19 protein-coding genes are annotated in these 26,066 nt (G+C 75.3%); 6 read left to right on the top strand and 13 right to left on the bottom strand.

Features of this window, described 5'->3' with window-relative positions:
* Window positions 1–51: 51 nt before the first annotated feature.
* The 3 genes from ACFRAR_RS25785 to ACFRAR_RS25775 all read right to left on the bottom strand — a co-directional run bounded on the left by ACFRAR_RS25785 (window position 52) and on the right by ACFRAR_RS25775 (window position 2,561).
* Window positions 52–1,044, bottom strand: coding sequence for a malate dehydrogenase (locus ACFRAR_RS25785; RefSeq protein WP_380700556.1), 993 nt, complete (start codon window positions 1,042–1,044; stop codon window positions 52–54).
* A gap of 216 nt (window positions 1,045–1,260) precedes the next feature.
* Complete coding sequence (locus ACFRAR_RS25780) at window positions 1,261–1,686, bottom strand: DUF3017 domain-containing protein (protein WP_380700555.1); 426 nt, start codon at window positions 1,684–1,686, stop codon at window positions 1,261–1,263.
* A 20-nt stretch (window positions 1,687–1,706) separates the two neighbouring features.
* Window positions 1,707–2,561 carry a bifunctional methylenetetrahydrofolate dehydrogenase/methenyltetrahydrofolate cyclohydrolase gene (locus ACFRAR_RS25775; RefSeq protein ID WP_380700554.1) on the bottom strand — a complete coding sequence of 285 codons (855 nt, stop codon included), beginning with the start codon at window positions 2,559–2,561 and terminating at the stop codon, window positions 1,707–1,709.
* Between the two features lie 543 nt (window positions 2,562–3,104).
* Between ACFRAR_RS25775 and ACFRAR_RS25770 the strand changes: the two genes are divergently transcribed.
* Window positions 3,105–3,734, top strand: coding sequence for a hypothetical protein (locus tag ACFRAR_RS25770; protein ID WP_380700553.1), 630 nt, complete (start codon window positions 3,105–3,107; stop codon window positions 3,732–3,734).
* An 87-nt stretch (window positions 3,735–3,821) separates the two neighbouring features.
* On the opposite strand, the gene purH is transcribed toward ACFRAR_RS25770, so the two are convergent.
* Together purH and purN are read right to left on the bottom strand one after the other, a co-directional pair.
* Complete coding sequence (gene purH, locus ACFRAR_RS25765) at window positions 3,822–5,399, bottom strand: bifunctional phosphoribosylaminoimidazolecarboxamide formyltransferase/IMP cyclohydrolase (protein ID WP_380700552.1); 1,578 nt, start codon at window positions 5,397–5,399, stop codon at window positions 3,822–3,824.
* On the bottom strand, window positions 5,396–6,055 hold the full coding sequence (gene purN / locus ACFRAR_RS25760) for a phosphoribosylglycinamide formyltransferase (protein ID WP_380700551.1): 660 nt from the start codon (window positions 6,053–6,055) through the stop codon (window positions 5,396–5,398). The genes purH and purN overlap by 4 nt, the downstream gene beginning before the upstream one ends.
* 422 nt (window positions 6,056–6,477) lie before the next feature.
* Here purN and ACFRAR_RS25755 point away from each other — a divergent pair, with 422 nt between their 5' ends.
* Entirely contained in the window at window positions 6,478–7,191 is a 714-nt protein-coding gene (locus ACFRAR_RS25755) for a hypothetical protein (RefSeq protein WP_380700550.1), read from the top strand.
* 85 nt (window positions 7,192–7,276) lie between these two features.
* Here ACFRAR_RS25755 and ACFRAR_RS25750 read toward each other — a convergent pair whose 3' ends face one another.
* Entirely contained in the window at window positions 7,277–8,776 is a 1,500-nt protein-coding gene (locus ACFRAR_RS25750; RefSeq protein ID WP_380700549.1) for a DUF6350 family protein, read from the bottom strand.
* 132 nt (window positions 8,777–8,908) lie between these two features.
* On the opposite strand from ACFRAR_RS25750, the gene ACFRAR_RS25745 reads away from it, so the two are divergent.
* The gene (locus tag ACFRAR_RS25745) at window positions 8,909–11,293 is read left to right on the top strand and encodes a hypothetical protein (RefSeq protein WP_380700548.1); all 2,385 of its coding nucleotides are present in this window, start codon (window positions 8,909–8,911) and stop codon (window positions 11,291–11,293) included.
* Window positions 11,294–11,350: 57 nt separating this feature from the next.
* Here the strand turns inward: ACFRAR_RS25745 and sucD are convergent, their stop codons facing one another.
* From sucD to ACFRAR_RS25720, 5 genes are all read right to left on the bottom strand, one after another.
* A complete protein-coding gene (sucD, locus tag ACFRAR_RS25740; protein ID WP_380700547.1) occupies window positions 11,351–12,241 on the bottom strand; it encodes a succinate--CoA ligase subunit alpha in 891 nt (296 codons plus the stop codon).
* An 18-nt stretch (window positions 12,242–12,259) separates the two neighbouring features.
* A complete protein-coding gene (sucC, locus tag ACFRAR_RS25735; RefSeq protein WP_380700546.1) occupies window positions 12,260–13,432 on the bottom strand; it encodes an ADP-forming succinate--CoA ligase subunit beta in 1,173 nt (390 codons plus the stop codon).
* Between the two features lie 304 nt (window positions 13,433–13,736).
* Complete coding sequence (locus ACFRAR_RS25730) at window positions 13,737–14,906, bottom strand: VWA domain-containing protein (RefSeq protein ID WP_380700545.1); 1,170 nt, start codon at window positions 14,904–14,906, stop codon at window positions 13,737–13,739.
* 184 nt (window positions 14,907–15,090) lie between these two features.
* Window positions 15,091–17,469 (bottom strand): DUF5682 family protein, encoded by a 2,379-nt coding sequence (locus ACFRAR_RS25725; RefSeq protein WP_380700544.1) that lies wholly within the window; start codon window positions 17,467–17,469, stop codon window positions 15,091–15,093.
* Window positions 17,466–18,548: an AAA family ATPase gene (locus tag ACFRAR_RS25720; protein WP_380700543.1), complete on the bottom strand. Its 1,083-nt coding sequence runs from the start codon at window positions 18,546–18,548 to the stop codon at window positions 17,466–17,468. The genes ACFRAR_RS25725 and ACFRAR_RS25720 overlap by 4 nt, the downstream gene beginning before the upstream one ends.
* Before the next feature lie 157 nt (window positions 18,549–18,705).
* Between ACFRAR_RS25720 and ACFRAR_RS25715 the strand changes: the two genes are divergently transcribed.
* Together ACFRAR_RS25715 and ACFRAR_RS25710 are read left to right on the top strand one after the other, a co-directional pair.
* Window positions 18,706–20,019 (top strand): SWIM zinc finger family protein, encoded by a 1,314-nt coding sequence (locus ACFRAR_RS25715; protein WP_380700542.1) that lies wholly within the window; start codon window positions 18,706–18,708, stop codon window positions 20,017–20,019.
* Between the two features lie 80 nt (window positions 20,020–20,099).
* On the top strand, window positions 20,100–21,689 hold the full coding sequence (locus tag ACFRAR_RS25710) for a DUF5691 domain-containing protein (protein WP_380700541.1): 1,590 nt from the start codon (window positions 20,100–20,102) through the stop codon (window positions 21,687–21,689).
* Between the two features lie 97 nt (window positions 21,690–21,786).
* Here the strand turns inward: ACFRAR_RS25710 and ACFRAR_RS25705 are convergent, their stop codons facing one another.
* Window positions 21,787–22,191 carry a cobalamin B12-binding domain-containing protein gene (locus tag ACFRAR_RS25705; RefSeq protein WP_316523706.1) on the bottom strand — a complete coding sequence of 135 codons (405 nt, stop codon included), beginning with the start codon at window positions 22,189–22,191 and terminating at the stop codon, window positions 21,787–21,789.
* Window positions 22,192–22,524: 333 nt separating this feature from the next.
* Between ACFRAR_RS25705 and ACFRAR_RS25700 the strand changes: the two genes are divergently transcribed.
* Entirely contained in the window at window positions 22,525–23,334 is an 810-nt protein-coding gene (locus tag ACFRAR_RS25700; protein ID WP_380700540.1) for a M23 family metallopeptidase, read from the top strand.
* A gap of 43 nt (window positions 23,335–23,377) precedes the next feature.
* Here the strand turns inward: ACFRAR_RS25700 and pcrA are convergent, their stop codons facing one another.
* A complete protein-coding gene (gene pcrA, locus ACFRAR_RS25695; protein ID WP_380700539.1) occupies window positions 23,378–26,029 on the bottom strand; it encodes a DNA helicase PcrA in 2,652 nt (883 codons plus the stop codon).
* Between the last annotated feature and the right edge of the window lie 37 nt (window positions 26,030–26,066).

Here is a 26,066-nt window from a genome sequence, read left to right as displayed (position 1 = left end):
GGCTTCCGGGAGGGACGCGGCGGGCCGCCGGTCGAGCCGTGCGGGGCGGGCTCAGATGAGGCCCAGCTCCTGGACCGCGTCGCGCTCCTCGGCCAGCTCCTGGACCGAGGCGTCGATGCGGGCGCGCGAGAAGTCGGAGATCTCCAGGCCCTGGACGATCTCGAACTTGCCGTCCTCGGTGGTGACCGGGAAGGAGGAGATCAGGCCCTCCGGAACGCCGTAGGAGCCGTCGGAGACGACGCCCATGGACGTCCAGTCGCCCTCGGCGGTGCCGTTGACCCAGGTGTACACGTGGTCGATGGCGGCGTTGGCGGCCGAGGCGGCCGAGGAGGCGCCGCGGGCGTCGATGATGGCGGCGCCGCGCTTGGCGACGGTCGGGATGAAGTCGTTCTCCAGCCAGCCCAGGTCGCTGCCGACGGCCTCGAAGGCCGGCTTGCCGGCGACCTCGGCCTGGAAGATGTCCGGGTACTGGGTCGCGGAGTGGTTGCCCCAGATGGTGACGCGCTTGATGTCCGCGACCAGGGAGCCGGTCTTGGCGGACAGCTGGCCGAGGGCCCGGTTGTGGTCCAGGCGGGTCATCGCGGTGAAGCGCTCGGCCGGGACGTCCGGGGCGTTGCGCTGGGCGATCAGGGCGTTGGTGTTGGCCGGGTTGCCGACGACCAGGACCTTGATGTCGTCCGCGGCGTGGTCGTTGATGGCCTTGCCCTGCGGGCCGAAGATGCCGCCGTTGGCCTGGAGCAGGTCACCGCGCTCCATGCCCGCGGTGCGCGGACGGGCGCCGACCAGCAGCGCGACGTTGGCGCCGTCGAAGGCCTCGGCCGGCTTGTCGGTGATGGTGATGTCGCGCAGCAGCGGGAAGGCGCAGTCGACGAGCTCCATGGCGGTGCCCTCGGCGGCCTTGAGGCCCTGCGGGATCTCCAGGAGGCGCAGGTTCACCGGCACGTCGGCACCGAGCAGGTGGCCCGAGGCGATGCGGAAGAGCAGCGCGTAGCCGATCTGGCCGGCCGCTCCGGTGATGGTGACGTTGACGGGGGTGCGAGTCATTTCTACCTTCTCCAGCAAATCGCCAGGTGCCCCAGGCACACCGGCGCACTGGAGCCGAGGACGGTCTCTCGACATCGAGAGACCGGCGTCAGGTTATCGCAAAGGGAAGCCTACGCCGCGGGTGCGGGCCTGGCTGATGCGTCACAGGCGCGACGCGGCCCCCGCCCGGGCCCTGGACTCCAGGGGCTCGGACGGGGGCCGCGGCAGGCCCGCCGATCAGTGTTTGGGCCGGCCCATCAGCTGGCCGATGTTGTCCAGCAGCGGGATCTGGAGCCACGGGTTCGGCTGCGCCACCAGGGTCAGCAGCACGATCGAGGCCCCCAGGAAGGTCAGCACGATGACGTCGGTGAAGCGGCTGCGCACCGCCAGCATCCCGACCTCGGGCAGCACCAGCCGCAGCACCGCGCCGAGCAGCACTCCGCAGCCGAGGATCAGCAGCCCGTACTTGAAGCCGTCCTTGAAGTCGGCGAACCAGGTGACCGCGAGGCCGGCGCCGACCACCAGCAGCACCAGCGTGATCGGCCACTGCCGCACGGGCAGCGCGTGGTCGCGTCCGAGGGCCGCGGCCGAGCCCTCGGGCGGCAGGGTGCCGGTGGTCTTGACCGCCCTGCGGCTGGGCCCTGCCGGTCGCGGTTCAGTCATGCTCGCCGTCCCTGGGGTCGTCAGACGCCGGCGCGGCGCTCGGCCGCCTCGACGATGTTGTTCAGCAGCATCGCGCGGGTCATCGGGCCCACGCCGCCGGGGTTCGGGGAGATCCAGCCCGCCACCTCGGCCACGCCCGGGTGCACGTCGCCGACGATCTTGCCCTCGCTGCGGCTGACGCCCACGTCCAGCACCGCCGCGCCCGGCTTGACGTCCTCCGGCTTGACCAGGTGCGGCACGCCGGCGGCGGCCACGATGATGTCGGCCTTGCGCAGGTGGGCGCCGAGGTCCCGGGTGCCGGTGTGGCACAGGGTGACGGTGGCGTTCTCGCTGCGGCGGGTCAGCAGCAGGCCGATCGAGCGGCCGACGGTGATGCCGCGGCCGACCACGACCACCTCGGCGCCGTCGATCTCGACGTCGTGGCGGCGCAGCAGCTCGACGATGCCGAGCGGGGTGCACGGCAGCGGGCCGTCGATGCCCAGGGCGAGCCGGCCGAGCGAGGTCGGGTGGAGGCCGTCGGCGTCCTTGTCCGGGTCCATCAGCTCCAGGACCGGGTTCTGGTCCAGGCCCTTGGGCAGCGGCAGCTGGACGATGTAGCCGGTGCAGGTCGGGTCGGCGTTGAGCTCGCGGACGACGTTCTCGACGTCCTCCTGGGTGGCGGTGGCGGGCAGCTCGCGCTGGATCGAGGCGATGCCGACCTCGGCGCAGTCCTTGTGCTTGCCGTTCACGTACCAGCGGCTGCCCGGGTCGTCGCCGACCAGGACGGTACCGAGGCCGGGCGTGACGCCCTTCGCCTTGAGGGCCGCCACACGGGCGGCGAGTTCGGACTTGATCGCGGCGGCGGTGGCCTTGCCATCGAGAATCTGGGCAGTCATGACCCCATTCTCCCGGATCCCCGGGGGTCGCCGTACCGAGGGCTCGTCCGGTCGACCGGCGCCCGCCCGGGAGTGCCCGGCGGGGCGGTCCCCGTCGCCCCCGAGTACGGCGTCCGGGTGAACGAACGACTACCGGGACCCACGTCACGTTGCGGTTGCGCCACAGTCTCGGCCCGCCCGGCGAACCGGCTGGACACGGCGCCGCCGTCCGGATGACGATATCCGGGCATTCCCGCCGTGGACCGGCCCGGTGACGGGCCGACGGAACCCGCGGCGGGGCGTATCCGGGGGAAAGAGCCAGTGAGCCGACCACAGCAGTGCGAGCAGTCCGACCGCGGGGGCACCGTCCCGCCCGCGCCGTACCCGTCGGCCGCCCCGCGCCCCTGACGCTCACCACTCTGCCGAACCGCGGCGCCCGTCACCGCCGCCGGGCTGTCACCCCGCCCCGCTATCGTCCCCTTCCGGTAGGTGATCCGACTCACCGACCGGCACCGGGTCGTCGGCGTCCCGTCCCCGCGTCCCCGTAACTGCCCGGAGGCATCCATGAGTTACCCGCCCGACCCGAACAACCCGTACGGCCAGCCGCCGGCCGCACCGGGCTACGGCTACCCGCAGCAGGCCCCGCCGGCCGCGCCGGGTTACGGCTACCCGCAGCAGGCCCCGGCCTACGGACAGCCCCCCGTGGGCTACGGCTACCCGCCGGTGGCCGCGCCGCAGTCCATGCCGGGCCTGATGATGACCGCCCGGGTCCTGCTGTTCATCGTCGGTGGCACCCAGGTGCTGGGAGCGGTGTTCTGCCTGCTCGGGGCCATGGCCACCAAGGGCGCCATGGCCCAGAGCAAGACCAGCGACGAGGGCCTGCTCGCGATCGGCGACGCCGCCGCCGGCGTCCTGGCCGTCATCGGCGTCGTGGCCGCACTGGCCGCCGCGCTGTCCATCACCCTCGGGGTGAAGTTCGGCAAGGGCGGCAACAGCGTCCGGATCACCACCATCGTCTACGGCTCGATCGGCGCCCTGCTCGGCCTGCTCGGCCTGCTCAGCTCGTTCGCCGCGACGGAGGGCCAGGGGGCCAACCTCTTCGTCTCCGTGCTGTGGGTGGCGATCAGCGTCATCTGGATCGCCGGCGTGTGCACCCGGGACGCCGTCACCTGGTTCAACCGGCCGAAGTACTGACCGGCCCGTGGGCCCACGGGCCCACGGCGGAGCGGCCCGGCTCCCTCCTCGGAGGGGACCGGGCCGCTCTGCCGTTCCGTCACGCCATCAGTGGAAGAAGTGCCGCGCACCGGTGAAGTACATGGTCACGCCGGCCTCGGCGGCCGCCGCGACGACCTCCTCGTCCCGGATCGAGCCGCCCGGCTGGACGATCGCGCGGACGCCGGCCGCGATCAGGATCGCCGGGCCGTCCGCGAACGGGAAGAAGGCGTCCGAGGCCGCGTAGGCGCCCTTGGCGCGCTCGCCGGCCCGCTCGACCGCGAGCTTGCAGGAGTCCACCCGGTTGACCTGGCCCATGCCGACGCCCACCGAGGCGCCGTCCTTGGCCAGCAGGATCGCGTTGGACTTGACGGCCCGGCAGGCCCGCCAGGCGAAGGCCAGCTCGGCCAGCTCGTCGGCGGCCAGCGCCTCACCGGTGGCGAGGGTCCAGTTCGCCGGGTCGTCGCCCTCGGCGTGCACCCGGTCGGCGTCCTGGAGCAGCACGCCGCCGGAGATCGGGCGCACCTCCTGGCGGTTGGCCGGGGCCTCGGGGGCGAGCAGCACCCGCAGGTTCTTCTTCTTGGTGAGCACCTCCAGGGCGCCCTCCTCGTAGCCGGGGGCCACGACGACCTCGGTGAAGATCGGGGCGATCTGCTCGGCCAGCGCGACGGTGACCGGGCGGTTGACGGCGATCACGCCGCCGTACGCGGAGACCGGGTCGCACTCGTGCGCCTTGCGGTGCGCCTCGGCGACGTCGGCGCCGGTCCCGATGCCGCACGGGTTGGCGTGCTTGATGATCGCGACGGCCGGCTCGGCGTGGTCGTAGGCGGCGCGGCGGGCGGCGTCGGTGTCGACGTAGTTGTTGTACGACATCTCCTTGCCGTGCAGCTGCCGCGCGCCGGCCAGGCCGCCGGTGCCGTCGCTGTACAGCGCGGCGCCCTGGTGCGGGTTCTCGCCGTAGCGCAGCACGTTCTGCCGCTCCCAGGTCGAGCCCAGGAACTCCGGGAACCGCTCGTCGCTGGGCGCGTAGCCGTCCTCGAACCAGGAGGCGACGGCCACGTCGTAGGCGGCGGTGTGGGCGAACGCGGCACCGGCCAGGCGCTTGCGGGTGGCCAGGTCGAAGCCGCCCTCCTGAACCGCCTTCAGCACGTCGCCGTAGCGGGCCGGGTCGACCACCACGGCCACCGAGGGGTGGTTCTTGGCGGCGGCGCGGACCATGCTCGGGCCGCCGATGTCGATCTGCTCGACGCACTCGTCCGGGGTGGCGCCGGAGGCGACGGTGGCCTTGAACGGGTAGAGGTTCACCACGACCAGGTCGAAGGGCTCGACGCCCAGCTCGGCCAGCTGCGCGCGGTGCGACTCCAGCCGCAGGTCGGCCAGCACGCCGGCGTGCACGCGGGGGTGCAGCGTCTTCACGCGCCCGTCCAGGCACTCCGGGAAGCCGGTCAGCTCGGAGACCTCGGTCACCGGCACGCCGGCGGCGGCGATCCGGCCGGCGGTGGAGCCGGTGGAGACGATGGCGACCCCGGCGGCGTGCAGGCCCTGGGCCAGCTCCTCCAGACCGGTCTTGTCGTACACGCTGATCAGCGCGCGACGGATCGGACGAACGTTCTCCGAAACGGGCGTGGTGGTGGAGCTGGCACTCATGCCGGGATCCATACCTTTCGGTCCTCGATGCGGTGACCCTCGCGGGCCAGCCGGCCCACGACGTCGACGAGCAGCTTGCGCTCGACAGTCTTGATGCGCTCGTGCAGCGCTTCGCCGCCATCGGCGTGGTCGGCGTCGACGACCTCGACGACGCCCTGCGCGATGATCGGCCCGGTGTCCACGCCGGAGTCGACCAGGTGGACGGTGCAGCCGGTGACCCTCACCCCGTACGCGAGCGCGTCGGTGACGCCGTGGGCGCCGGGGAAGGCGGGCAGCAGTGCGGGGTGGGTGTTGACGATCCGCCCGGCGAAGGCGGTGACGAACTCGGGGCCGAGGATCTTCATGAAACCGGCCGTGACCACCAGGTCCGGCTGGTACTCGGCGACGGAGGCGGTCAGCGCGCGGTCCCAGGCGGCCCGGTCCGGGTGGTCCTTCACCTGGTGGACGAAGGTCGGCAGGCCCGCCTTCTCCGCCCGCTCCAGCCCGGTGATCCCGTCCCGGTCCGCGCCGACCGCCAGGATCTCGGCGCCGTACGCCGGATCGGTGGCGGCGTCGATCAGCGCCTGGAGGTTGGTGCCGGAGCCGGAGACCAGCACCACCAGGCGGGCCGGTCCGGGCGTACGGGGCGGGAAGTGCTGGGCGGGGGCGGCGGCCACTGCGCGTTTCTCCGTAGGTCGGGCGCCGTCCGCTGGTACGTCCACCGGTGGTGGGGCCACTACGAACGGCAGGTCGAGCGAGGGGCAACTCCAGGGAAACCCGCCGCGACGCGGGCCCCGGGGAACCTCTGTGGGCTGCTGACCGTCACCACGATAACGGCTGGTCGGACGGCCTCCGCACCCTCCCGGCGGCGCTACGCGCGTAGTTGAGACGGGGATCTCCTCCGGCCTCCCGCACCGGAGTTGCCCCCGGCCGTACCGGCCCCGACCGGACCCGCGGCCCAGGCCGCCCGTGGACCGGCGGACGGCTGCGGGATCATTGGGGGCGCGGGAGACCGCTCCTACGCGAGAACCTCCGAACGAGCCCGACCGAGACCAACTGAGACCGACCGAGACCCGACCGAGAAGGAATGGCCGAACCCATGAGCAGCGGCGACGACACCGGCGAGCGCAACCCCTTCGCGCCGCCGCCGGCGGATGCCCCCGACCAGCCGTGGCAGCCGCGCAGCCCCTGGGGCGGCGAGGGCCAGGACGGCCCCGGCCAGGACGGCTCCGGACAGGGCGGCTCCGGACAGGGCGGTATCGGACAGGGCGGCCCCGGGCAGGGCGGAGGGCGTCCGCAGGGGCCGTCGCCGTGGGGCCCCGGGGGCGACGGCCGCCCCGGCCGGCGGCCGCCGGCCCCGCAGCCGCCCCGGCTCGACCCGGCGAACCCGGCCCACCGCAAGGCCCGCAACGCCGCGCTGGCCGGACCGCTCGCGCTGGTCTGCCTCTTCACCGGGCTCCACTGGCTCGCCCTGCTGATCGGGGCGCTCGGCATCGTCTGGGGCGTCAGCGCGATGCGGACCCGCCAGACCGCCGCCCCGGCCGCCACCGCCGCCACGGCCGTGGCCTCGGCCTCGGGGCCGGACGGCTCGTACCCGGGTGCCACGGCGCCGAACCCGCTCACCCCGGCCGCGCTCGCCGGCATCCTGACCGGTGCGATGACCGTCGTGTTCGCCACCTCGGTGATCGGCCTCGGGTACCACTACCGCGACTACGTCACCTGCGTCCAGGACTCGCTGACCTCGGTCGGTGCCCAGAACTGCGACCGGTACGCGCCCCAGTGGTACGTGGACTTCACCGGGAACGCCGAGTAGTCGGGCCGGCCGGCCCGGTCGGGCGCCCCGGTCCGGTTCCGGCGGGGTGCCGGGGTCCGGGTCGTCGGGGTCGTCGGGGTCCGGGTCAGTCGTCCGGGTCCGGGTCGTCCGTGTCCGGGTCGTCGTGGTCCGGGTCCCCGGTGTCCCGGACGCCCGGTCCGGAGAGCCGCAGCACAAGGGCGTAGGTACTGGCGCGCAGCTCCAGCACGCCCCGGCGCGCCCGGCGCGCAAGCCAGGCGTACGCGCCCACGCCGCCCGCCGGGCCCAACGCGCGGTACCGCACCAGCAGGGCGCCCGGGACGGCGACCAGCGCGACCCAGCCCACCGCCGCCAGGCCCGTCCACCAGGGCACCGGCCCCACCCGGGCCAGCCGGTCCCCCGCCAGCGCCCCGCCGGAGAGCCAGCCCAGCAGCACCGCCCCGGCCCCGACCACCAGCGCCGCCACCAGGGCGGCCACCGCCGTCGCGGGGGGGGGGGCGGGCCCGGGGGGCGCCCCCCCCCCCCCCCCCCCCCGCCCGCGCCCGCCCCCCCCCCCCCCCGCCCCCCCCCCCCCCCCGGGGCCCCCCCCCCCCCCCCCCGCCACTGCCGGCCGGCGCAGACCCGCCGCCGCACGGCCCAGCAGCACCGCCGGGACCACCCCGGCCAACAGCGGCAGAGCCGACGCCGCGAGCCGCCATCCGCCCGGTCCGTCCGCCGGCAGCAGGGCGAACAGCGGGAACTCCGGCACCGGGCCCAGCGCCGTGCCGGCCGGCGACACCGTCGTCCCGCGGCCCACCGTGAAGCCCGGGCCCAGCGCGTACGCCGCACCCCACAGCACCGCGTTCGGCAGCAGCGCCACCGCGAGCAGCAGCAGCCCCAGCAGGGCGGCGGGCCCGCTCCCCAGCAGCGCCGACCCGCGCCCGGCGCCGGTCACCGCGGCCAGCACCGCCGAACAGGCCGTCAGCAGTCCGCCCGCCGCGACCAGCCCGGCCCCGGCCGCCAGAGCGGCGGCCCGGACCACCGGAGCGCCGTCGACCGGACGGTACGGCGGCGGCAGACGGTCCAGCGGGGAGCCGGCCGGCGCGTCCAGGACGGTGACCGAACGGGCTCCGGCCGCCGTCGCCAGGCCCGCCACCAGCGCCACCACCAGGACGTCCGGCAGCACCCGGCTGCGGAACGGCCCGTCGCCCGCGCAGTGCAGGGCCACCCCGACGGCCACCGCGCAGTACCCCGCCCACACCGCCGTCGGGCCGCCCCAGCGTGAACGCAGCCCCGGCCGCCCCGCCACCGCGGCGCCCACCCGGTAGAGCCGCACCACGGCCAGCACGCCGAGCAGCAGCGGAGTGACCGTCAGCGGGGCACCCGACGCCCCGCGCAGCACCGGCGCGCCGTGCCCGAGCAACCACAGGATGCCCGCCAACCGGGTGACAGCGGGCGCCCCGTCGTCCGCGTACGGCGTCATCACCCAGAGCCCGAGCACCGGCGCCCCGACCGCCGCCAGGCCGACCAGCGCCGTCCGCACCCCCGCCAACAGGTCGGCCAGCGCGGGGCGTCCGCCCAATTCGCCGGGCGATTCCAGGATCGGACGGCCCATCAGCTGCGTCATGCGCCACATGGTGCCAAGGCGACTCGCCATGCTCCGTGAAGCGCCAAACCGCCGCCGTGTCCCAGATTATTGGCTTATGCGCATTTTCAGACCCTGCCCCCAAGCCGCCGGTGCCCCGGCCCGGAGCGTCTGATGACCACGCCGCCCACCGCCGACTCCCCCACCCCGGAGCGCCACCGCGGACCCGCCCACGCCGGAACCGACGCGGGCCGCCTACTGCGGAAGCTGACTCCGGGTGAGACCCGGACCCTGGCCCACCTCGCGGCCGGCCACTCCCTCCCCGCCACCGCCGCCGCCCTCGGGATCACCCCCGCCACCGCCCGCGGCGACCTCCAGCGCGCCCTGCGCAAGCTGGGCACCCGCACCGAGGCGGAGGCCCTCGCCCTCCTGGCCGGCTCGCTGCCGAGCGTCACGGGCGCAGCGCCGGCGGGCCAGGACGGCGGTACGTCCCGGAAGCGGCGACGCACCCGGACACGGACCGGAAAGCCCGTCCCGGCGGTCGCGGACGAGCTCGTGAAGCCGGTATGGCTGGCGCAGGCGGGCCCCGGAACTCCGGCGGCCCCGGACCAGCCCGCGCAGCCGCCGCGGGTCACGGACGGCGGCGCGGGCCTCGCGGATCCGACCGGCGAACCCCGCCAGGACTCCCCCGCCGCATGCGGTGGCACGCCGTCGGACGCCAGGAGGAGCGGCGGGCCCAGGGCCGGAGCGGCGAAGTGCGCGCCCACCGACCGGACGGAGCACGCGGCCGCACCGCGACCGGTGGCTCCCCCGGACCCCGGCCCGGCCCCGGCGACGGCCCCGGCCCCGGCGACGGCGACGGCGGGCGGGAGCGGGCCGACGGCGCCCCGGAATCGCGGCGGCACCCCTGACACCGGGCGCGCCCGGACGGAGAGCGCCCCGGCCTCCGACGGCCGACCGGCCCCGGACGCGGGCCCTGGACCGGTGGCCCCCGCAGACGTGGCCGAAGCCGACCACGGCCGGCCGCAGCCGCCGCCGGGCGGAGGCCCCGGACCGACGGCTCCCCCGGACACCGCCGCACACCGTCACGACGCTCCGCGCCGGACCCGCACCGCGCCGGACCCGGCGGGCGGGCTGCCGCAGGCCCCCGAGCCCGCGGACCGCACGCCCGCCGGACCCGCCCGGAAGGCCCGGCCGGCGCGGAAGGCCGCCGCCTCGCCGGCGGCACGCGCCCAGGAACCCGCCGAACGCACCGCGCCCGCGCGGGCGGCCCAGGCGGAACCGGACACCACCGCCACACCCACCGACCCCAGACCCACACCCCCACCCACCGGCAACGACGACACCCGACCCGCCCGGGAAGAAACCACGACCAACGCCCCCGCACCCGCGCCCACGCCCGGCGGCCCCGGGCGGGTGGCCCTGGCCGCCGCCGCGCCCTCGGGGGCGGACGACGACCTCGACGCGGAGCCCCCGGCGGCGACCTTCGAGGAGCTCTACGAGGCGGCGCACACCCGGCTGGTGCAACAGGTGTTCCTGCTGACCGCCTGCCGCCACCGCGCGGCGCACTGCGTACGGCGGGCGTTCGGCGGGGCGCGGCGGAGCTGGGAGGCGGTGGCCGCCACCGGGAACCCCGAGGGCTGGGTACGGGTGCGCGCCTGCGAGCTGGCATTGTCCCCGTGGCACCGGGGCGGGCCCCGGCGGGCGGACTCCTGGGCGCTGCCGCACCGGCGGATCAAGGTGCGCCCGGCCGACGAGACCCAGGCGGTGCTGCCGGACCACGACCGCCTGACCGACCGGGACCGGGCGCTGCTGAAGGCGCTCAAGCGGCTGTCCCGGCCACAGCGCCGGGCGCTGGTGCTGCACGACGGGCTGGGGATGCCGGCCGAGGCGGTCGCGGTGGAGGTGGAGGCCACGCTGACGGCGGCCGAGGGGCGGGTGTGGACCGCCCGGGCGGCGCTGGCGCACTGGGTGCCGGAGCTGGTCGGGCCGGACCCGGCGGCACCGGGCTTCGCGGACGGGCTGAGCGAGCTGCTGCACCGGGCGGCGGTGCGCGGGTGCCCCGAGCCGCACCGGACGCCGGTGGCGGTGCTGCGGGCCCGGCACGGGCTCCGGGCGGCGAGCCGGACGGGCGCGGCGGCGCTGCTGACGGTGGCGGTGGCCGGGGCGGCCCTGGCGACCCTGGCGGGGCTGCGCCCGGCGGAGCTGTTCCGCCCGCCCGCCCCGCCGGCGCCCGCACGGTGCCTGCCCGCCGCGTTGCCCGTCGCACCACATGCCGTCGCACCGCCCCCGGTCGCACCGCCCCCGGCCGGGGTGGACGCGGCGGAGGACGGGGAACCGGTCCTGCCGCTGCTGCCCGGCGGGCCGCCGAGCGGCGTCACCAGCATCTGGTGCAGCCCGGCGCCGGGCCTGGAGGCCGTCCTGGTGGAGCCGCACCCGCGGGCGGCCTCGCGCTGGGGGCTGCCGACCGCGGCCCGGGGCGCCGCGCCGCCGCAGGGCCCGGCGGCCTGCGCGCGGTGGATGCCCCGGCCCTGCGGCGCGGACCCGAAGGCGCGCTGAAACGGCGAGCGCCCCCGCCCGGAAGGGGCGGGGGCGCTCGTCACGCGCGGTGCGGGATCAGGCCTGGGCGGCGATGATCTCGCGGGCCAGGCGGGCGGTCTCGGACGGCGTCTTGCCGACCTTGACACCGGCGGCCTCGAGGGCCTCCTTCTTCGCCTGGGCGGTGCCCGAGGAGCCGGAGACGATGGCGCCGGCGTGGCCCATGGTCTTGCCCTCGGGGGCGGTGAAGCCCGCGACGTAGCCGACGACCGGCTTGGTCACGTGCTCGGCGATGAACGCCGCGGCACGCTCCTCGGCGTCGCCACCGATCTCACCGATCATGACGATGAGCTCGGTCTCCGGGTCCTCCTGGAAGGCCTTGAGAGCGTCGATGTGGGTGGTGCCGATGACCGGGTCGCCACCGATGCCGACGGCCGAGGTGAAGCCGATGTCCCGCAGCTCGTACATGAGCTGGTAGGTCAGGGTGCCGGACTTCGAGACCAGACCGATCTTGCCGGAGCTGGTGATGTCGGCCGGGATGATGCCGGCGTTCGACTGTCCGGGGCTGATCAGGCCGGGGCAGTTCGGGCCGATGATGCGGGTCTTGTTGCCCTTGGCACCGGCGTGCGCCCAGAAGGCGGCGGTGTCGTGCACCGGGACGCCCTCGGTGATGACGATGGCCAGGCCGATCTCGGCGTCGATGGCCTCGATCGCGGCGGCCTTGGTGAACGCCGGCGGGACGAAGAGGACGGTGACGTCGGCACCGGTCTTCTCCATCGCCTCGGCGACCGTCCCGAAGACCGGGATCTCGGTGCCGTCGACGTCGACCGTGGTGCCGGCCTTGCGCGGGTTGACACCGCCGACGATCTGGGTGCCGGAGGCGAGCATGCGGCGGGTGTGCTTCATGCCCTCGGCGCCGGTCATGCCCTGGACGATGACCTTGCTGTCCTTGGTAAGGAAGATAGCCATGGTGTTAAGTCCCCTTCCTTACTTGTTGGCCAGCTCGGCGGCGCGGTCAGCGGCGCCGTCCATGGTGTCCACGCGCTGCACCAGCGGGTGGTTGGCGTCGTCGAGGATCTTGCGACCCAGCTCCGCGTTGTTGCCGTCCAGGCGGACGACCAGCGGCTTGGAGACGTTCTCGCCCTTGCTCTCCAGGAGCGCCAGGGCCTGCACGATGCCGTTGGCGACCGCGTCGCACGCGGTGATGCCGCCGAAGACGTTGACGAAGACCGACTTGACGTCGGGGTCGCCCAGGATGATCTCCAGGCCGTTCGCCATCACCTCGGCGGACGCGCCGCCACCGATGTCGAGGAAGTTGGCGGGCTTGACGCCGCCGTGGTTCTCACCGGCGTAGGCGACCACGTCGAGGGTGCTCATGACGAGGCCCGCGCCGTTGCCGATGATGCCGACCTGGCCGTCGAGCTTGACGTAGTTCAGGCCCTTGGCCTTGGCGGCGGCCTCCAGCGGGTTGGCCGCGGCCTTGTCCTCCAGGGCCTCGTGCTCGGGCTGGCGGAACTCGGCGTTCTCGTCCAGGGAGACCTTGCCGTCGAGCGCGATGATCTTGCCGTCACCGGACTTGATCAGCGGGTTGACCTCGACGAGGAGGGCGTCCTCCTTGATGAAGACGGTCCACAGCTTCTGGAGGACGTCGGCGACCTGGTCGGCGACCTCGGCCGGGAACTTCGCCGCGGCGACGATCTCGGCGGCCTTCTCCGGGGTGCAGCCCTCGTTGGCGTCGACCGGGATCTTGGCGAGCGCGTCGGGGTTCTGCTCGGCGACGACCTCGATCTCCACGCCGCCCTCGACGCTGGCCATGGCCAGGAAGGTGCGGTTGGTGCGGTCCAGCAGGAACGAGACGTAGTACTCGTCCTTGATGTCCGCGGTCTGGGCCAGCATCACCTTGTGAACGGTGTGGCCCTTGATGTCCATGCCGAGGATCGCATCGGCCTTGGCGACGGCGTCGGCCGGGTCGGCGGCGAGCTTGACGCCACCGGCCTTGCCTCGGCCACCCACCTTCACCTGAGCCTTGACGACGGCGCGGCCGCCGAAGCGCTCCGCGATGGCGGCAGCGTCTGCGGCGGTCTCGATGACATCGCCGTCAAGCACGGGCACGCCGTGCTTGGCGAAGAGGTCCCTCGCCTGGTACTCGAACAGGTCCACGTGTTTGTCCTTGTTCGTGGTCGCGGATTGTGTCTCTACGAGCGTGCCACGGCAGGATCTTCGCTGCGGGTCGTCGGGGCTGGTGCGGGTACGCAGAGGTACGGCCTTGCGGCCCACCCAGCCACGGGCGCACACGTCAATCAACACGCGCGTCACGTCCGTCTGGCAGGTTATCCCCGTGGGACGGGCCTGTTCCGCCCCGGGGCCTGCCCGTCTTGGGTGAGAACCATCACAGATGGCCCGGAGCGGTGGGCCGGACGCCCCGTCCGCCGATCGTGCGGATTAGCGCGTCCGGGTGAATCCGTCACGCTCCTCTCCCGGGGAGCGGGATCGGGCGCTTCTCGATGGCCGCCGCCATGATCTCCGGGAAGGCGTCCGGGGTGCAGGCGAAGGCCGGCGCGCCGAGCGAGGCCAGGGCCGCGGCGTGGGCGTGGTCGTACGCCGGCGCACCTTCGTCGGAGAGCGCGAGCAGGGCGACGAACTGGACGCCCGCCGCCTTCATCGCGGCGACCCGCTTGAGCATGCCGTCCCGGATGCCGCCCTCGTACAGGTCGCTGATCAGGACGACGACCGTCTCGGAGGGACGGGTGATCCTGGACTGGCAGTAGGCGAGCGCGCGGTTGATGTCCGTGCCGCCGCCGAGCCGGGTGGCGAACAGCACGTCGACCGGGTCGGTGAGCTGCTCGGTGAGGTCGACCACCGAGGTGTCGAAGACGACCAGCCGGGTGTCCAGGGTGCGCATCGAGGAGAGCACCGCGCCGAAGACGGCGGCGTGGACGACCGAGGGCGCCATCGAGCCGGACTGGTCGACGCAGAGGATGACGTCCTTCCTCACGGCGCGCCGGGCGCGGGCGTAGCCGACCAGCCGCTCGGGGACGACGGTGCCGTGCTCGGGCAGGTAGCTCTTGAGGTTGGCCCGGATGGTGCGGTCCCAGTCGATGTCGCGGTGGCGGGGGCGGTTGACCTTGGCGCTGCGGTCGAGGGCGCCGCCGACGGTGGCCCGGGTGCGGTCGGCGAGCCGGCGCTCCAGGTCGGCGACCACCTTGCCGACCACCGCCCGGGCGGTCTCCCGGGTGGTCTCGGGCAGCGCGTGCTTGAGCGAGAGCAGGGTGCCGACCAGGTGCACGTCCGGTTCGACGGCCTCCAGCATCTCCGGCTCCAGCAGCAGCCGCTCCAGACCCAGCCGGCTGATCGCGTCCTGCTGCATCAGCTGGACGACGGTGGACGGGAAGTACTCGCGGATGTCGCCCAGCCACCGGGCCACCTGCGGGGCCGAACCGCCCAGCCCGGCGCCGCGGCGCGCGCCGCGGCCCGCCCTGGCGCCCTCGTCGGGGGTGCCGCGGTAGAGCGCGGCGAGGGCGCCGTCCATCGCGGCGTCGCGGCCGCGCAGGGTGCGGCCGGTGCCTTCCCCAGCCTCGCCGCCGAGCACCAGCCGCCAGCGGCGCAGCCGTTCGTCGGTCGTGGGCGCTGCCATCTCGTCGTCTCCTTCAGCGGGTCCTGCGGCGGGGCAGGGGTCGGGTACGGCGGGGGTGGAGCGGTGTTCGGTGGGGCGGTGTTCGATGGGGCGGTGTTCGATGGGGCGGGTGCCGCGGCGGGCGCTCGGCGGGCGCGTGCCCGGCGGGGCGGGGGCCGGGGAGGCGCGTCCGGTGCGGCCGGCTTCAGGTGTCGCGGCCGGCGGCCTGCCGGGGGATCGTCGGACGGACGCCGAGCAGCAGCGCCAGCACGGGGACGGCGGCGTCGGCACGGGCCCGGTCCAGTTCGCCGGCCGGGGCCCGGAACGCCGGGGGCTCGCCGAGCGGGCCGGCCGCGACCCGGCCGCCGATGGTGGTGCGCACGCCCGCCTCCAGCCCGGCGAAGGTGCGGCGCAGCAGCGGCAGGACGTCGGTGAAGGCCTCGTCGCTCACCCCGGTCAGCCACTCGTCCAGCAGGGCGAGCAGCCGGGGGTCGTGCAGCAGCAGGGCGCCGCCGCCGGCCAGGAAGCCCTCGACCCAACCGGCCGCGTCCGCCGGGGCGTTGGCGACGGAGAGCACCAGCCGCAGCCGTCGGCCGGCCTCCTCGGAGTCGAGCCGGCCGTCGTCCAGCAACAGCCGGACCGCCCGGCCGCGCAGCAGCCCGGGGGCGCCGGTGGCCGGTCCGCCGGTCGGCTCGCGGCGGGCCAGCGAGCGCAGGGCGGCGGCCCAGCGGCCGGCCAGACCGTCGGAGTCGCCGGGGCGGTCGGGGCCGTCGGGGCCGTCGGGGCCCGGCTCCGGACCGGCCGCGGGTCCGGCGGTCACGGCGGTGCCGGCCAGCAGGCCGATCGCGCCGTGCACCTCGTCGAGGCGGCCGCGCATCGCCGCCGCGCCCCGCGCGTCCAGACCGACGCAGGCGGGCGGCAGCCCCACGCAGATCCGCTCCGCCAGACCGGAGGCCGCCTCGGCGAGCGCGCCGTGGTCGGTGCCGCGCACGTCGCCGTAGCGCAGCGCGCGGACCAGCGCGGGCAGCGCTCCCACGAGGTGCGCGACGTCGGTGTCCAGGGCCGCGCAGTCGGCGAGCACCCGCATCACGGCGGGCAGCGCGCCGGACAGCCCGGCCAGCAGGCAGGTCTCCACCAGGCCGGTGAGCTCGGCGAGTTCCTCGGCGGCGCGGGCGGTGCCGACGGCCTTGTTGGTCGCCGCCTCCTCGACCGTGGTGCCCCACTGGGCGGCCTCCGCGATCCGGACCGCGAACTCGGGCTGCCAGCACAGCCGCCAGCTCTCCCGGAAGGTCCCGGTCGAGTTCACCGGGGAACGCGCGGGCACGCCCCAGTCCACGCCCAGCAGCCGCAGCCGGTGCAGCAGCCGGGAGCGGGCCGCGTCGTTCTCCTTGCGCAGGTCGAGGTCGACGTCCTTCGGCACGGCCTCGGGCCTGAGCCGCAGCGAGCGCTGCAACCTGGTCAGGTCGCGGCGCAGCGGCACCGCCGGTGCGGCGTCCGGGACCCCGCCGAGCCGGTCACCGACCACCAGGCGGTCCCGGACCAGCTCCAGGGCGACGTCCGAGCCCTCGCAGAGCACCGCGCGGGCGGCGTCCAGGGTCTCGGTCAGCCCGGCGAGCGGGCGGCCGCGCAGCGCGGCCAGGGTCTCGGCGAGCCGGACCGCCTCGATCACGTGCGCGGAGGAGACCGGGTGGTCCTCGGCGCGCAGCAGTTCGGCGGCCCGGGTGAGCCAGCGCGGCACCGGGTCGCCGTCGGTGGTGAACAGGTGGTGGTACCAGCCGGGCGACGGCACGCCCGCGCCGTAGCCGGTGGCCCGGGAGAGCCGGCGGTGCGTCCACGGCACCCAGGTGATGTCCGTGCGCACCTTCTTCGGCAGCTCGGCGAGCAGCGCCCGGTCGTGGGCGACGGTCGGCATCCGCTCCAGCGCGGGGACGTGGAAGGCCCCGCAGACCACGGCGATCCGGCGGTACCCGGCGCGGCGGGCGGCGCGGACCTGCTGACGCATGTACGCCTCGCGCAGCCGGTCCCGGCGGGACTCGCCGAGGCCCTCGGCGCGCAGGGCGCCCATCGCCTCGGCGACGGCGGCGAACGGCGCCAGCGGGTCGGTACCGGGCGCGCGGTGCTCGACCACGTCCTCCCACCAGCGCTCCGGGTCGTCGTGCCCGGCCGCCTCGGCGAGCAGCGCCAGCGGGTCGGCGACCGGCTCGTCCGGCTCCTCCGGCCCGTCCGGCTCCTCCGGCTCCTCCTCGGCGGGGGCTTCGGGCGCGAAGCCGTACCCGGCGGGCAGGTCGATGAAGCGGACCGGCAGGTCGTGCTCCACCGCGTGCCGGATCGCCACCCACTCCGGGGAGAACTCGGCGTACGGCCAGAAGGCGGCCTTCGCCGGGTCGTCCACCGCGTGGGCGAGCAGGGCCACCGGCGGGACGAGGTCCTTCTCGGCGGCCAGGTGGACGAGGCCGTCGGCCTCCGGCGGGCCCTCGATCAGCACCGCGTCCGGCCGCCACCGCGCCAGCGCGGCGGCCACCGCCCGGGCGGAGCCGGGGCCGTGGTGGCGGATGCCCAGCAGGGCGACCTCGGCGGCCGTCATACCGCCACCTCGCGGGCGGCCCGGTAGAAGTCCTTCCAGCCGTCGCGCTCGCGCACCACCCCTTCGACGTACTCGTGCCAGACCGCCCGGTCCGCCACCGGGTCGCGGACGACCGCGCCGAGGATGCCGGCCGCCACGTCCCCGGCGCGCAGCACTCCGTCGCCGAAGTGGGTGGCCAGGGCGAGTCCGTTGGTCACCACCGAGATCGCCTCGGCGGTGGAGAGGGTGCCGCTCGGGGTCTTGACCTTCGTCCGGCCGTCGACCGTGATCCCGGCCCGCAGCTCGCGGAAGACGGTCACCACCCGCCGGATCTCCTCGGCGCCGCCGGGCAGTTCGGGCAGTTCCAGGGAGCGGCCGAGCTGGTCGACCCGGCGGGTGACGATGTCGACCTCCTCGTCCAGCGAGCCCGGTAGCGGCAGCACCACGGTGTTGAAGCGGCGGCGCAGCGCGCTGGACAGCTCGTTGACGCCGCGGTCGCGGTCGTTGGCGGTGGCGATCACGTTGAAGCCGCGCACCGCCTGCGTCTCGGCGCCCAACTCCGGTATCGGGAGCGTCTTCTCGGACAGGATGGTGATCAGACTGTCCTGGACGTCGGCCGGGATGCGGGTGAGCTCCTCGACCCGGGCGATCGTGCCGTCGGCCATCGCCCGCATCAGCGGCGAGGGCACCAGGGCGTCCCGGCTGGGGCCGTGGGTGAGCAGCCGGGCGTAGTTCCAGCCGTACCGGACGGCCTCCTCGGGGGTGCCGGCGGTGCCCTGCACCAGCCTCGTGGAGTCGCCGCTGATCGCCGCGGCCAGGTGCTCGGACACCCAGGTCTTCGCGGTGCCGGGCACGCCGAGCAGCAGCAGGGCGCGGTCCGTCGCCAGGGTCGTCACGGCGACCTCGACGACCCGGCGCGGGCCGATGTACTTGGGGGTGATCCGGGTGCCGTCCGGCAGTTCGCCGCCGAGCAGGTAGGTGGCCACGGCCCACGGCGAGAGCCTCCAGCGCTCCGGGCGCGGGCGGTCGTCCTGCGCGGCCAGCGCGGCCAGTTCACCGGCGAAGGCGTCCTCGGCGTGCTGCCGCAGAACGTCGGTCATCTCGGGCTCCTTCGGGTCGGCCACCGGGCACACGGGTGCCCCGGCGGCAGGGTGGGGAGCCGGCGTCCCGGCCTGTGGGAACCACCCTGCACCGGGGCACTGACAACGCCGGACGGACGGTCAGCCGCTGTCAGTGCCGCCGCCTACCGTCGGTCGCATGGAGGAACGCTGGAGCACCGAACACGTCCTGTCCCTGGCCCCTGACGCCGCGTCGCGGAAGGCCGCGGGCACGTTCTCCTCGTCCGCGCCGTGGTCCGGCACCGGCACCGACGGCGCCGCGGTCTGGGGCGAGTGCCGGGGCAGCGGCAGCACGCCGTACCGCACCGCGGTCGAACTCGCCACGCCCGCCTACCGGTGCAGCTGCCCCAGCCGGAAGTTCCCGTGCAAGCACGCGCTCGGGCTCCTCCTGCTGTGGAGCGGCTCCGCCGGGGACGTCCCGGCCGGTGAGCCCGCCGACTGGGCGGCGCAGTGGCTCGACGCCCGCGAGGAGCGGGCGGAGAAGGCCGCGAAGGGCCCGGCCGATCCGGCGGCCGCCCGGCGCCGGGCCGAGGACCGCGCGGCCCGGGTCACGGCCGGCGCGGCGGAACTGCGGCTGCGACTGGCCGACCGCGTCCGGCACGGCCTGGCCGACCAGTCCACCGCCGGCCCCTGGGAGGAGGTCGCCGCCCGGATGGTCGACGCGAAGGCGTCCGGACTGGCCACCCTGGTACGGGAGTTGGACGCGCTGCCGCAGGAGCGGCTACTGGAGGAGTACGCGATGCTGCACCTGCTCGCCACCGCCGCCACCCGGGTCGACGAGCTGCCGGACGGGCTGGCCGCCACCGTCCGCAGCCGGGTCGGCTACACCCTGGACACCGCCGGCCTGCTGGCCGGGCCGACGGTCCGGGACCGCTGGCTGGTGCTCGGCTCCCGGACGGCACCGATGGAAGGGGGCGCGGACGAGCGGCTGACCACCCGCCGGGTCTGGCTGCGCGGCGCCAAGACCGGCCGCCCGGCCCTGCTCCTCGCCTTCGGCCGCCCCGGCCAGTCCCCCGACCTCGCCCTGCCCACCGGCCGGGTACTGGAGGCCGACATGGCCTTCCACCCCGGCGCCCGCCCGCTGCGGGCCGCGGTCGGCACCCGGTACGGCACCCCCGAGCCCGGCCCGGCCGAGCCGCCCGCCGGACTGACCGTCGCCGAGGCGGTGGCGGGCTACGGCACCGCCGTGGCGGACGACCCGTGGCTGGACAGCTGGCCGACGGTGCTCACCGACGTCGTCCCGGTCCGCGCCCCGGAGGGCTGGTACCTGACGGACGGCCACCACACCGTGCCGGTCCGCACCTCGTCCGTCCCGGAGCCGGCCCTGTGGCGGCTGGCCGCGGTCTCCACCGGCCGCCCGCTGACCGTCTTCGGCGAGTACGGCCACCAGGGCTTCGCCCCGGTCACCGCCTGGGCCTCGGGCCGGCCCCCGGTCGGCCTCACCGGACCCTAGGGCCGGACAGGGCCCAGAGCACGCCTCGCAGCCCTCACCGGGCCTGACGGAACCCCCACGACACGCCAGGAGCACCGAGAATGACGACCACCCAGGACCCGTGGGAGACCCTGCACACCAGCGCCCTGCTCGGCACCGACCGCCGCCCGCTCCCGGCCACCGCCCTGCCGCTCACCGACGCCGTGGACCAGGGCGACCCGGCCACCGCGCTGCTGGAGCTCGCCGCGCTGGCCGCCGTCCGCCGCCGGGCCGGCGCGCTGCCCGTCCCGGCCGCCGGCCCACCCGGGCCGCCCGCCGCCGAGGACACCCGCCCGGAGCTGCCCGAACCGGCCGCCCGCCGGCTGACCGTACTGCTCTCGGGGCGGACGGGCGGCAGCGCCGGCACCCTGGCCAACCTGGCCGAGCTGCTGCCGCAGTGGCTCGCCACCGCCCGGGCCCGGGGCGTGCGCCCGCCCGCCGCGCTGGTGCCCGGCCTGCTCGACGCCGCCCGCGCCCGCAGCGAACTGCGCCCCGACGCCGTCGCGCTGGCCGGGCCGCTGGGCCGCTGGCTGGCCGAGCAGAATCCCGACTGGCGGTTCGTGCTGCGCACCGCCACCACCCCCGACGCGCCGGAGCGGCCCGCCGACGACCGGATCTGGCACGAGGGCCTGTTCGCCGAGCGGGTCACCCACCTGACCCAGCTGCGCCGCCGCGATCCCGCGGCCGGCCTGGAGCTGCTGCGCGGCACCTGGTCCACCGAGCGCGCCGAGGACCGGCTGCTCTTCCTGGACGCCCTCCAGGACAGCCTGTCCGCCGCCGACGAACCGTTCCTGGAGGCCGCGCTCGGCGATCGCAGCAAGAACGTCCGGGCCACCGCCGCCGAGCTGCTCTCCACCCTGCCCGGCTCCGCGCTGGCCCACCGGATGGCCGAGCGGGCGCGGGCCGCCGTCCGTCTCGCCGACACCGGCACCCACCTGCTGGTGACCCCGCCCGTCGAGTGCGACGCCCGGATGCAGCGCGACGGAATCACCCCCAAGTCCCCCACCGGGCGCGGCGAACGGGCCTGGTGGTTCGGCGAGGTGGTGGCCGCCGCGCCGCTGTCGGCCTGGTCGCGGAGCACCGGGCTGACGCCCGAGCGGCTGCTCGCCCTGCGGGTCGGCGACAGCATCGACGAGACCAGCAGCAGCTGGGCCGACGACCTGCGGGAGGCCTGGGCGCGAGCGGCCGTCCGCCAGCGCGACGCCGCCTGGGCCCGGGCACTGCTCGGCCCGGCCCCGGTCCCGCCCGGGCGCGGCGGGCGGGTCCGCACCCCGCGCACCACCGGCGCTCCGGCCAAACTGCTGGCCGTCCTCCCGCCCGGGGAGCGGGCCGCCTGGACGGCCGCGTTCATCGAGGTGCACGGGCTGGGCGAGGCCTTCCAGCTGCTCGGCGCCTGCGCCACCCCGTGGACGCCGCCGCTGTCCACCGCCGTGGTGGCCGCCCTCGCCCGGGCGGCCGGCTCCGGGGCGTACCCGTGGAGCCACAGCGGGGTGCTCGGGATGACGGAGCGCGCGCTCGCCCCGGAGTCGGCGGACGCGGTGGAGGAGCTGGCGGCCGGGGCCGCCCCGGACTCCGCCTGGTCCGAGACCTTCGCCCGGCTGGCCGGCACCCTGCGCTTCCGGGCGGCGATGCTCGCGGAGCTGGCGGGCTGACCGGACGGGCCAAGCCCGACGGGCCGACCCGGACGGGCCGAGCACGGCCGAGCGGGCCGGTCCGTCCGCCGGACCGGCCCGCTCGGCGTGCCGTGGATCAGCCGGCCCGCAGGTTCGACTCGACCCAGGCGACCACGTCCCGGGTGGGCGTGCCCGGGGTGAAGATGTCCGCGACGCCCATCGCCTTGAGTTCGGCGATGTCCTCGTCCGGGATGATCCCCCCGCAGAAGACCTTGATGTCCGCCGCGTCGCGCTCCTTCAGCAGCTCCAGCACCCGGGCGCACAGCGTCATGTGGGCGCCGGAGAGGATCGACAGCCCGATGCCGTCCGCGTCCTCCTGGATCGCGGTGTCGACGACCTGTTCGGGCGTCTGGTGCAGTCCGGTGTAGATGACCTCCATACCGGCGTCGCGCAGGGCGCGCGCGATGACCTTGGCACCACGGTCGTGACCGTCGAGCCCAGGCTTGGCGACCACCACACGGATCGGCCCCGACACACTCATCACTGCCTCCTGCTGGACCTCGTCGTCCACCATCCGACCGGACCCGGTGGGCCGCCGGCGCTGTTAACGGTCAATAACCAACCTGAGGGGAGGTTAGCGCCACCGGGCACGGTTGACCGTGCCACCTCCCAAGAGGAGGGCAAAGTCACAGCTCCCCAGCTCCGGCCCCTGCCGCCGACGGGCACGCCCCTCCTTCCCGCGACCTCCGCACAGACCGCCCGGCCGACCCCTTGACAACCGGAGGGTTTTCCGGGGCATCAGCCTTGGAGTTACAGTCACGGCTGTTTTCCCCCGCCCGACGACGTCCGAGGCCCACCGAGGAGGCAGCCCCCGATGGCTCCCGAAGCAGCCGCCCGTCCGACCCGCGCGGAGCTGCGCCTCGCCGCCCGCGAGCAGTCCCGCGCCCAGCGCCGCGGCGCCGCCAAGGCGGCCACCCGGACGGCACTGCTGCGGATCGCGCTGCCGTCGGTGGCCGCGCTCGGCGTGGCCGCGGCGGCCGCGATCACGGTGCAGGGGGACGCCGACCAGCAGCGCGCCCTGGCCGCCGGGCGGACGGCACCGCCGCAGGCCGCGGCGGACGACACCGCGGACGGCGTGGCCGCCCAGGCCGCGGCACAGGCGGTCGCGGCCGGCGGCCAGGCCCAGGCCTCGCGCGGCGACGCCCGCCAGCCGCTGGCCGCCGCCCAGCCCACCGAGGCCCCCACCGCACAGCCCACCGCCGAGCCGACGCCCGAGCCGGCCAAGCCCAAGGTGGCCATGCCGGTCGCCCGGCACGGCCTGGGCGAGCAGTTCGGCGCGGCCGGCACCCACTGGGCCAACCGGCACACCGGCATCGACTTCCCGGTGGACGGCGGCTCCGAGGTCTACGCCGTGACCGACGGCACCCTCCGGACCCAGTGGAACCCGTTCTACGGCTACATGACGATCATCAAGATGCCCGACGGCACCGAGGCCTGGTACTGCCACCTGCGGGCGTACAAGGTCCGCAAGGGACCGGTGAAGCAGGGCGACCTGATCGCCTTCGTCGGCAGCAGCGGCAACAGCACCGGCCCGCACCTGCACTTCGAGATCCGGCCGCCGGGGGGCAGCGGGCCGATCGACCCGCTGCCCTGGTTCCTCGCCAACGGCCTGGACCCGCGCTAGGCCCTGCCCGGCCGGACAGGGCCTAGCGGACCGGAACCGTCCGTCACAGCTTCTCCACCGGCGCGTAGCGCAGCAGCAGCTGCTTGCGCCCCTCCGTGCCGAAGTCGACGGTGGCCTGCGCCCGGTCGCCGACGCCCGTCACGCCCACCACCGTGCCCAGCCCGAAGGTGTCGTGGGTGACCCGGTCGCCGACCGCGAGCGAGACGGCCTCGCGCTCCACGACCTTGCCGGCGCGCCGCGCCGACTGACCCCAGCCCGCCTTCGGCGACGCCGCCGACGACGAGGAGGAACGCGAACTCCCGCCCCCGGACGAGGACTTGCCCCAGGACGAGCCCGAGGAGTAGCCGCGCTGGACCGGCGCCTGCGCCGCACCGGTGCGCTTCCACTCCACCAGCGTCTCCGGGATCTCCTCCAGGAACCGCGAGGCCGGGTTGTAGGCCGGCTGCCCCCAGGCGCTGCGCAGCACCGAGCGGGTCAGGTAGAGCCGCTCCCGGGCCCGGGTGAGCCCGACGTACGCGAGCCGGCGCTCCTCCTCCAGCTCCTTGACCTGGTTGAGCGCCCGCATGTGCGGGAAGATCCCGTCCTCCATGCCGGTCAGGAAGACCACCGGGAACTCCAGGCCCTTGGCGGTGTGCAGGGTCATCATCGTGATGACGCCCTGCCCGTCCGCCGCGTCGTCCGGACTTCCTCCTTCTGTCCCGTACTGCTTCGCATCCGGGATCTGGTCGGAGTCGGCGACCAGCGCGACCCGCTCCAGGAAGTCGGCCAGCGAGCCGACCGGCGGAGTGCCCTCCTCCCCGGCGTCCGGCCGCTCGCCCGGGTCCTGCTCGTACTCCAGGGCGACGGAGGCCAGCTCCTGGAGGTTCTCCACCCGGGTCTCGTCCTGCGGGTCGGTGGAGGCCTGGAGCTCGGCCAGGTAGCCGGTCTCCTCCAGGACGGCCTCCAGCACCGCCGCCGGGCCCGCGCCCGACTCGACGACCTGGCGCAGCCCGGCCATCAGGGTGTTGAACTTCTTGACGGCGTTGGCCGAGCGCGCGGCCATCCCGTACGCCTCGTCGACCCGCACCAGCGCCTGGGCGAAGGAGATCCGCTCCCGCGCGGCCAGCGCGTCGATCATCGCCTCGGCGCGCTCGCCGATGCCGCGCTTGGGCACGTTGAGGATCCGGCGCAGCGGCACGGTGTCCTCCGGGTTGGAGAGCACCCGCAGGTACGCCAGGACGTCCCGGACCTCCTTGCGCTCGTAGAAGCGCACCCCGCCGACCACCTTGTACGGCAGGCCGACCCGGATGAACACCTCCTCGAAGACGCGGGACTGGGCGTTGGTCCGGTAGAAGATCGCGACGTCACCGGGCTTGGCCTCGCCCTTGTCGGTGAGCCGGTCGATCTCGTCGGCGATGAACTGGGCCTCGCCGTGCTCGTCGTCCGCGACGTAGCCGACCACCTTCTCGCCGTGCCCGCCGGCCGTCCAGAGCTTCTTCTCCCGGCGGTTGGCGTTGCGCTCGATGACGGCGTTGGCGGCGCTCAGGATGGTCTGGGTGGAGCGGTAGTTCTGCTCCAGCAGGATCGTGGTCGCGTTCGGGTAGTCCTCCTCGAACTGGAGGATGTTGCGGATCGTCGCGCCGCGGAAGGCGTAGATCGACTGGTCCGCGTCACCGACCACGCACAGCTCGGCCGGCGGCACCTCGGCGAGCCGCCCGGCCGCCGGGTTCACCATGTCCCCGTCCACGGTGCGCCTGGGCGCGGCGGCGACGGATCCTCCGCTGAGCTCCCGGACCAGCATGTACTGGGCGTGGTTGGTGTCCTGGTACTCGTCGACCAGGATGTGCCGGAACCGGCGCCGGTAGTGCTCGGCGACGTCGGGGAAGGCCTGCAGCAGGTTCACCGTCGTCATGATGATGTCGTCGAAGTCCAGCGCGTTGGCCTCGCGCAGCCGCCGCTGGTAGAGCGCGTACGCCTCGGCGAGCTTCTTCTCCATCGGGTTGGCGGCCTGGTCGGCGAAGGTCTCCTCGTCGATCAGCTCGTTCTTGAGGTTGCTGACCTTCGCCGTGAAGGACTTCGGCGGGAACTGCTTCGGGTCCAGGTCGAGGTCGCGGCAGACCAGCGACATCAGCCGCTGCGAGTCGGCCGAGTCGTAGATCGAGAAGCTGGAGGTGAAGCCCAACTGCTTGGACTCGCGGCGCAGGATGCGCACGCAGGCGCTGTGGAAGGTGGAGACCCACATCGCCCGGGCGCGCGGGCCGACCAGTGCCTCGACGCGCTCGCGCATCTCGCCGGCGGCCTTGTTGGTGAAGGTGATCGCCAGGATCTCCCCCGGCTGCACCCCGCGGGCTCCCAGCAGGTAGGCGATCCGGTGGGTCAGCACCCGGGTCTTGCCCGAGCCGGCGCCGGCCACGATCAGCAGCGGGGAGCCCGCGTGCAGCACCGCCTCGCGCTGCGGGTCGTTCATCCCCTCCAGCAGCTGGGCCGGGTCCACCACCGTGCGCGCGGCGCCGTTGCGGTGCCAGGCGTCCCGCTCCGCCTCGGCGGCGTGGTCGGTCCGGAACAGCCCGTCCGGGATCGCCTCCTCGTACGCGTCGAACGGAACGTCGTCCTCGTACGGCGGGGGCTCCTCGTCGAGGGGCACGGCGGGCTGCTTCGACCCGGCGGCGGGTGCCTCGAAACCGGGGAGCGGAAGGTCGTCAAAGAGGCTACTCATGGCACATCGAGTCTATGGCCACCCACCGACAAGCCCG

This window comes from Kitasatospora sp. NPDC056651 (genome assembly GCF_042792155.1).
Taxonomy (GTDB): domain Bacteria; phylum Actinomycetota; class Actinomycetes; order Streptomycetales; family Streptomycetaceae; genus Kitasatospora.
The sequence above is the reverse complement of the archived record's forward strand: the minus strand, read 5'-3'. Positions and strand labels throughout refer to the sequence as shown.

Coding starts and splice junctions, on each gene's coding strand:
- ACFRAR_RS25785 (WP_380700556.1), bottom strand. CDS start 1,044: ATGACTCGCACCCCCGTCAACGTCACCATCACCGGAGCGGCCGGCCAG.
- ACFRAR_RS25780 (WP_380700555.1), bottom strand. CDS start 1,686: ATGACTGAACCGCGACCGGCAGGGCCCAGCCGCAGGGCGGTCAAGACC.
- ACFRAR_RS25775 (WP_380700554.1), bottom strand. CDS start 2,561: ATGACTGCCCAGATTCTCGATGGCAAGGCCACCGCCGCCGCGATCAAG.
- ACFRAR_RS25770 (WP_380700553.1), top strand. CDS start 3,105: ATGAGTTACCCGCCCGACCCGAACAACCCGTACGGCCAGCCGCCGGCC.
- purH (WP_380700552.1), bottom strand. CDS start 5,399: ATGAGTGCCAGCTCCACCACCACGCCCGTTTCGGAGAACGTTCGTCCG.
- ACFRAR_RS25755 (WP_380700550.1), top strand. CDS start 6,478: ATGAGCAGCGGCGACGACACCGGCGAGCGCAACCCCTTCGCGCCGCCG.
- ACFRAR_RS25750 (WP_380700549.1), bottom strand. CDS start 8,776: ATGACGCAGCTGATGGGCCGTCCGATCCTGGAATCGCCCGGCGAATTG.
- ACFRAR_RS25745 (WP_380700548.1), top strand. CDS start 8,909: ATGACCACGCCGCCCACCGCCGACTCCCCCACCCCGGAGCGCCACCGC.
- sucD (WP_380700547.1), bottom strand. CDS start 12,241: ATGGCTATCTTCCTTACCAAGGACAGCAAGGTCATCGTCCAGGGCATG.
- ACFRAR_RS25730 (WP_380700545.1), bottom strand. CDS start 14,906: ATGGCAGCGCCCACGACCGACGAACGGCTGCGCCGCTGGCGGCTGGTG.
- ACFRAR_RS25725 (WP_380700544.1), bottom strand. CDS start 17,469: ATGACGGCCGCCGAGGTCGCCCTGCTGGGCATCCGCCACCACGGCCCC.
- ACFRAR_RS25720 (WP_380700543.1), bottom strand. CDS start 18,548: ATGACCGACGTTCTGCGGCAGCACGCCGAGGACGCCTTCGCCGGTGAA.
- ACFRAR_RS25715 (WP_380700542.1), top strand. CDS start 18,706: ATGGAGGAACGCTGGAGCACCGAACACGTCCTGTCCCTGGCCCCTGAC.
- ACFRAR_RS25710 (WP_380700541.1), top strand. CDS start 20,100: ATGACGACCACCCAGGACCCGTGGGAGACCCTGCACACCAGCGCCCTG.
- ACFRAR_RS25705 (WP_316523706.1), bottom strand. CDS start 22,191: ATGAGTGTGTCGGGGCCGATCCGTGTGGTGGTCGCCAAGCCTGGGCTC.
- ACFRAR_RS25700 (WP_380700540.1), top strand. CDS start 22,525: ATGGCTCCCGAAGCAGCCGCCCGTCCGACCCGCGCGGAGCTGCGCCTC.
- pcrA (WP_380700539.1), bottom strand. CDS start 26,029: ATGAGTAGCCTCTTTGACGACCTTCCGCTCCCCGGTTTCGAGGCACCC.